We start from the raw sequence: 5,437 nt of genomic DNA on the forward strand, positions 1-5,437 counted from the left end.
CCCCCCGCTGCTCGGAGAGCGTCATCGTCATGGAGCGTTACTCGTCGAGCTTCGCCTGCGCATCGGCCTGCACCTGGGCGAGCAGCGCGTCGATGTCGGCGTTCTGATCGGTCAGAACGGTCTGCACCGCGGTGTCGAGAAGCGCGTAGACCTCCTGCGTCTTCACCTTCGGCTCACCGACCGGCGTCTGGTCCCAGATGCGGTCGCTGAACGGCGCCATCTGGTCGACTGGCACGTTGATGTAGTCGGCGATCCACTCCTGCGACTCGTCGTACAGCTCGCGGCTCAGCACCGGCAGCAGCGGCGTGCCGACGGCCTGACCGGACTCGTTCAGGGTCTTCGCGTCGAGGACAGCCGCGTCCTCGTCCATGAGCTTCTGCATGTAGTACCAGTCGATCCAGGTCACCGCTGCGGCCTTCGTCGTGTCGTCGACCGTAGGGCTGATCACGGCGATGTCGCCGCCGCCGAGAGTACCGGGGTCATCGCCCTCCATCGGCACGACCGTCATGCCGTAGATGTCCGAGTCCATGCCGAAGTCCCGCACCAGCGCGGTGTAGATGTCCGAGCCCGAGGTGTACATCCCGATGTTGCCGGCCGCGAACTCCTGGTTGATGGTTCCCCAGTCGAGGTCGACCTTGGAACCGAAGGCGTTGTCCTCCCACTTCACGTCGTGCAGGAACTGCAGCGCGGCCTTGGTGGCGTCGTTGTCGATCGTCGACTCCGCCGCGCCGTCGCCGTTGTCGGTCTGCGTGCGGCCGCCGCGCGCCACCGTCTGCGAGGTGAGCTGCCAGCCGCCGGTGTTGTTGATCGCCATCTGCGCGTAGCCGGCCTTGCCCGTGGCATCCGTGATCTTCTTGGCCGCTTCGCGGATCTCGTCCCACGTCTCCGGCGGGCTGTCGGGGTCGAGTCCGGCCTGCTCGAACAGGTCGCGGTTGTAGTGCAGGGCTGCCGCATAGGCCTGGCGCGGGAAGCCGTAGATCTTGCCGTCGTCGCCCGTGACGCCGTCGAGGATGATCGGGTTGAACTTGTCGGTGTAGCCGAGCTCGTCGATGGCGTCGGTGACGTCCATCAGCTGGCCGTTCTCGAGCAGCGTCTTGGAGTCGGTGAACGGCACGGTGAAGACATCGGGCAGGCTTCCGCCGGCGAGCTGCACGGCGAAGGTCGGCCCCTCCCACTCGTACTCGACACCCACGATGTCGATGTCGGGGTGCTCCTTCTCGAACTGCTTCTCCTGTTCGGCGAACGCCTCATAGGCGGCAGCATCCGCTCCCGGGGGGAACGTCGCGACCCGCAGCTCGGTCTTGCCGTCGGCACTGTCGTCGCCCCCGCTCGACGTGCAGCCGGCGAGCGCGCCGACCGTCGTGAGCACGGCGACGCCGGCGACGAGGGCTTTCATCGGTGACTTCATTGTCTGTGTCCTTCCATGTGGTGCTGATCGGGTAGTGCAGGGCTAGTCGGCCGCTCGCGACGAGCGCCCGGGGACGGGTCGGAGCGCGAGCCAGGCGGTGGAATCCGGGGGCAGCTCACCGTCGAGCGGGGCGCTGGCGAGAAGCACCTCGTGATGCGCGGGGAGAGGCACCGGCACGGCACCCAGGTTCGTGATGCTGACGGTGCCGTCGCCGCGGCGGAACGCGAGGATGTCTGCTCCGAGCTCCAACCACTCCAGGTCGCTGCCGGCGAGATCCGCGATCCGCTTCCGCAGGGCGATCGCCGCGCGGTACAGGTTCAGGGTCGAGGCGGGGTCGGCGTCCTGCGTCTCGACGGTGAGCGTCGCCCAGTCGTCCGGCTGCGGAAGCCACGGGGTGCCCCCGAAGCCGTAAGGGGTCGCCGTCCCCGCCCAGGGCAGCGGAACCCGGCATCCGTCGCGTCCCGGATCGACCCCCCGGGATCGAAAATGCATCGGGTCCTCGATCGCGTCCAGCGGCAACTCCACCTCGGGCAATCCGAGCTCGTCGCCCTGGTAGATGTAGAGGCTGCCGGGGAGGGCGGCGACGAGCAGTGATGCCGCGCGGGCCCGGCGCGCGCCTCGAGCCGCATCCGTCGGAGTGCCGAACCGCTTGCGCTCGAACGCGAACGACGAATCGGCCTGCCCGTAGCGGGTGACCGGCCGCGTGACGTCGTGATTCGAGAGCACCCAGGTCGCGGGGGCACCGACGGGCGCGTGCTCGGCGAGGGTGCGCGTGATGGAGTCACGCATCGCCTGAGCGCTCCACGGCTGCGTCATGAACCCGAAGTTGAAGGCGGTGTGCATCTCGCCAGGGCGCAGGTAACGGGCGAAGCGCTCCGCGTCGTCGAGCCAGACCTCTCCGACGAGCACGCGCTCGCCGTCGTATTCGTCGGCGACGGCACGCCAGTCGCGGTAGATGTCGTGCAGTTCGTCGCGGTCGATGTGCGGATGCCCCGAGGCCGGTGTCGTGCCGGCGGGGAGGTCCGGCAGCGCCGGGTCCTTGACCGGGAGGGCCGCCGAGTCGATGCGCACCCCGGCGACTCCGCGGTCGAACCAGAAGCGCAGGACGTCTTCGTGCTCGCGCCGCACATCGGGGTGGTTCCAGTTGAGATCGGGCTGCTGCGGTGTGAACAGGTGCAGGTACCACTCCCCTGGGGTGCCGTCGGGGTTCCGCGTGCGCGTCCACGTCTCGCCCTGAAAGCTCGACACCCAGTTCGTCGGCATCTCCGCACCGTCCGCGCCTCGACCGGGATGGAACCAGAAACGCTGGCGCTCCGGGCTCCCCGGCTGCGCCGCCAGCGCCTGCTGGAACCACTCATGCCGGTCGGAGATGTGGTTCGGCACGATGTCGACGATGGTGCGGATGCCGTACTCGAGCGCTTCGGCGATCAGCTGCTCCGCCTCCTCGAGCGTGCCGAAGCGCGGATCGATGAGCCGGTAGTCCTGCACGTCGTAGCCGCCGTCGGCGAGCGGGCTCCGGTACCACGGCGTGAACCACAGGGCGTCGACGCCGAGGCTCTTCAGGTAGGGCAGCCGTGAGCGCACGCCGGCGAGGTCGCCGATCCCATCACCGTTGCCGTCCGCGAAGCTGCGCACGTACACCTGGTAGATCACCGCCGTGCGCCACCATCCCTCGCCCGTGGGCATGGTCAGCGTGCGTGCGGGTGCGGCCGTGCGCAGAACGTCGGTGTCCACGGAACTCCTCGTCGTCGGTGGCGATGAGTCGAATGTAGCTTTCTCTAACGTTCCACGCAAGAACTAAACGGATTGATGGAATTTTGCAATTGCTTGCGGGCGCACGAAAGACCCGTCTACGGGATAGCCGTCAGGCCAGCGGCCCCGTCGAGGCGCGCAGCACCAGCTCGGGCTCGAACAGCAACTCGTCGCTCGGCTGGGAGGTGCCGGCGATCTGCGCGAGCAGCAGCGCGATGATCGCGCGCCCCATCGACTCGATCGGCTGCCGCACCGTGGTCAGCGGCGGTTCCGTGCAGCTCATCAGCGCCGAGTCGTCGAACCCGACGATGCTCACCTCTCCCGGCACCGACAGTCCCGCGCGCCGTGCGGCACGCACGGCCCCGAGTGCCATCGGATCACTCGCGCACACGATGGCCGTGGCGCCGGCGGCGAAGAGTCGCGCCGCCCCGGCCTGCCCCGACTCGAGCGAGTACATGCCGCGCACGACGAGGTCGTCCGAGAGCGGCGCTCCGAGCTTCTCGAGCAGGCGGCGCGCGGAGTCGAGCTTGCGCTGCGACGGCACATGGTCCTCCGGCCCCAGCAGCAACCCGATGCGGCGATGCCCCAGCTGGTGCACGTGCAGGACCGCCTGCTCGGCCGCAGCCGCATCGTCGGTGGAGACGGTCGCGAACTGCAGCTCGGGGACGCGGGCGTTGACGAGCACGGTCGGCAGGTTCACCTGTCGCAACCGCTCGTAGTGCTGGTGGGCGGCATCCGCCTGCGTGTAGTTACCGCCGAGGAAGATCACCCCGGACACCTGCTGCGCGAGGAGCAGGTCGACGTAGTCCGATTCGGTCACCCCGCCGGCGTTCTGGGTGCACAGCAGCGGGGTGTACCCGTTCTGCGTGAGTGCGCCGCCGACGATCTCGGCGAAGGCGGGGAAGATCGGGTTCTGCAGTTCGGGCAGCACCAGGCCGACCAGGCGCGCGCGCTCGCCGCGCAGCTTCGTCGGGCGCTCATAGCCGAGCACGTCGAGGGCGGTCAGCACCGCCTGGCGCGTGGCATCCGAGACGCCCGGCTTGTCGTTGAGCACACGGCTGACCGTGGCCTCGCTCACTCCGACCTTGCGCGCCACCTCGGCGAGTCGCTTCGACATGGGGTCAGTGTACGCAAATTCTTGCAAGAACGCGCAAACGGATTGCGTTGATGCAGTCGCGACTCAGCGGACGTTGCCGTTGGAGCAGGTCTCCTGAGCCGCAGAGTTGCCCTTGATCGAGTCCGGCAGCGCCACGACGTTGTCCGGCGTCGCCGAGGGATCCGGCGTCGCTTCTTCGACCGGCGCCGTCGGCTCCTGCACGACCACACCGTCGTTGCTGGTGTTCTGGTGGGTGATCTGCAGCTGCGCGTTCGCCTCGATCGCATCCCAGAGCGCCGCGGCCGCTTCCTCGTTGGGCACGACCTTGTTCGGGTCGGCGTAGTCGGCACCGGTCGGGTACTGCACGAAGACGATGTCCTCGAACGGGACCGACTTCACGGCGAGCGCGATCTGGACGAGCGTCATCGGGTTGTTCGCCAACGACGTGCTGGCCTCGAGGTTGCTCAGCGCCGTGTTCGCCAGCTTGAGCATGACGGGCACGTTGCCCAGCACCTCGCCGCTGATCATCTTGCGGGCGAGGCTCGACATGTACTGCTGCTGGTTGCCGATGCGGCCGAGGTCGCTGCCATCACCGACACCGTGACGGGTGCGAAGGAACTGCAGCGCCTGAAGGCCCTCCACGGTGTGCGTTCCCGCGGCCATGTCCAGACCGGTGTAGCGGTCCTTGATCGGGTTCGCCAGGCACACGTCGACGCCGCCGATGGCGTTGGTGATCTCGATCACGCCGCCGAAGGTCACGGATGCCGCGAACTGGACCTCTTGGTCGGTGAGTTGGGAGATCGTCTGGACGACACAGTTCAGGCCGCCGTCCGTGTAGGCCGTGTTGAGAGGCTGCTTGCTCATCGCCGAGTGCACGTTGCCGTCTTCGTCCGTGCACTCCGGGATGGGGAGCATCAGATCGCGCGGGAAGCTGACGACGGTGATCCGGCGGGGCTCCTGCGACACGTGCACCAGAAGGTTCACGTCGTTGAGTGTGCCCTCGGCGTCTCCCCCAGTGCACCGGTCACCGAAAAGATCTTTGTACTTCTCTTCACAGGTGTCGACACCGGTGAGGACGAGATTGAAGCCGCTCTCGTACTCGCCGATGTCCGGCGGGATGACTTCCTGGCCGTCCAGGTCGACGGCGTTCGCCGCGACGGTGCTCGAGAAGTCGTACGCAA

The 5,437-nt window shown here is 67.9% G+C and carries 4 protein-coding genes; all 4 read right to left on the reverse strand.

Features of this window, described 5'->3' with window-relative positions; all coding sequences use genetic code 11:
* Positions 1–37: 37 nt before the first annotated feature.
* A complete protein-coding gene (locus tag ACNPM4_RS20230) occupies positions 38–1,408 on the reverse strand; it encodes an ABC transporter substrate-binding protein (protein WP_448986964.1) in 1,371 nt (456 codons plus the stop codon).
* Positions 1,409–1,450: 42 nt separating this feature from the next.
* Positions 1,451–3,094, reverse strand: a complete 1,644-nt coding sequence (locus ACNPM4_RS20235) for a glycoside hydrolase family 13 protein (RefSeq protein WP_448986970.1) — start codon at positions 3,092–3,094, stop codon at positions 1,451–1,453.
* Positions 3,095–3,272: 178 nt separating this feature from the next.
* Complete coding sequence (locus tag ACNPM4_RS20240; RefSeq protein WP_448986965.1) at positions 3,273–4,277, reverse strand: LacI family DNA-binding transcriptional regulator; 1,005 nt, start codon at positions 4,275–4,277, stop codon at positions 3,273–3,275.
* 63 nt (positions 4,278–4,340) lie between these two features.
* A partial coding sequence (locus ACNPM4_RS20245; RefSeq protein WP_448986966.1) for an LCP family protein occupies positions 4,341–5,437 on the reverse strand: 1,097 nt, incomplete at its 5' end.

The organism is Microbacterium umsixpiens (assembly GCF_053543675.1).

Excerpts from the sequence above, each read along its gene's own strand:
- ACNPM4_RS20240 (WP_448986965.1), bottom strand. The coding sequence starts at position 4,277 with ATGTCGAAGCGACTCGCCGAGGTGGCGCGCAAGGTCGGAGTGAGCGAG.
- ACNPM4_RS20235 (WP_448986970.1), bottom strand. The coding sequence starts at position 3,094 with ATGCCCACGGGCGAGGGATGGTGGCGCACGGCGGTGATCTACCAGGTG.
- ACNPM4_RS20230 (WP_448986964.1), bottom strand. The coding sequence starts at position 1,408 with ATGAAGTCACCGATGAAAGCCCTCGTCGCCGGCGTCGCCGTGCTCACG.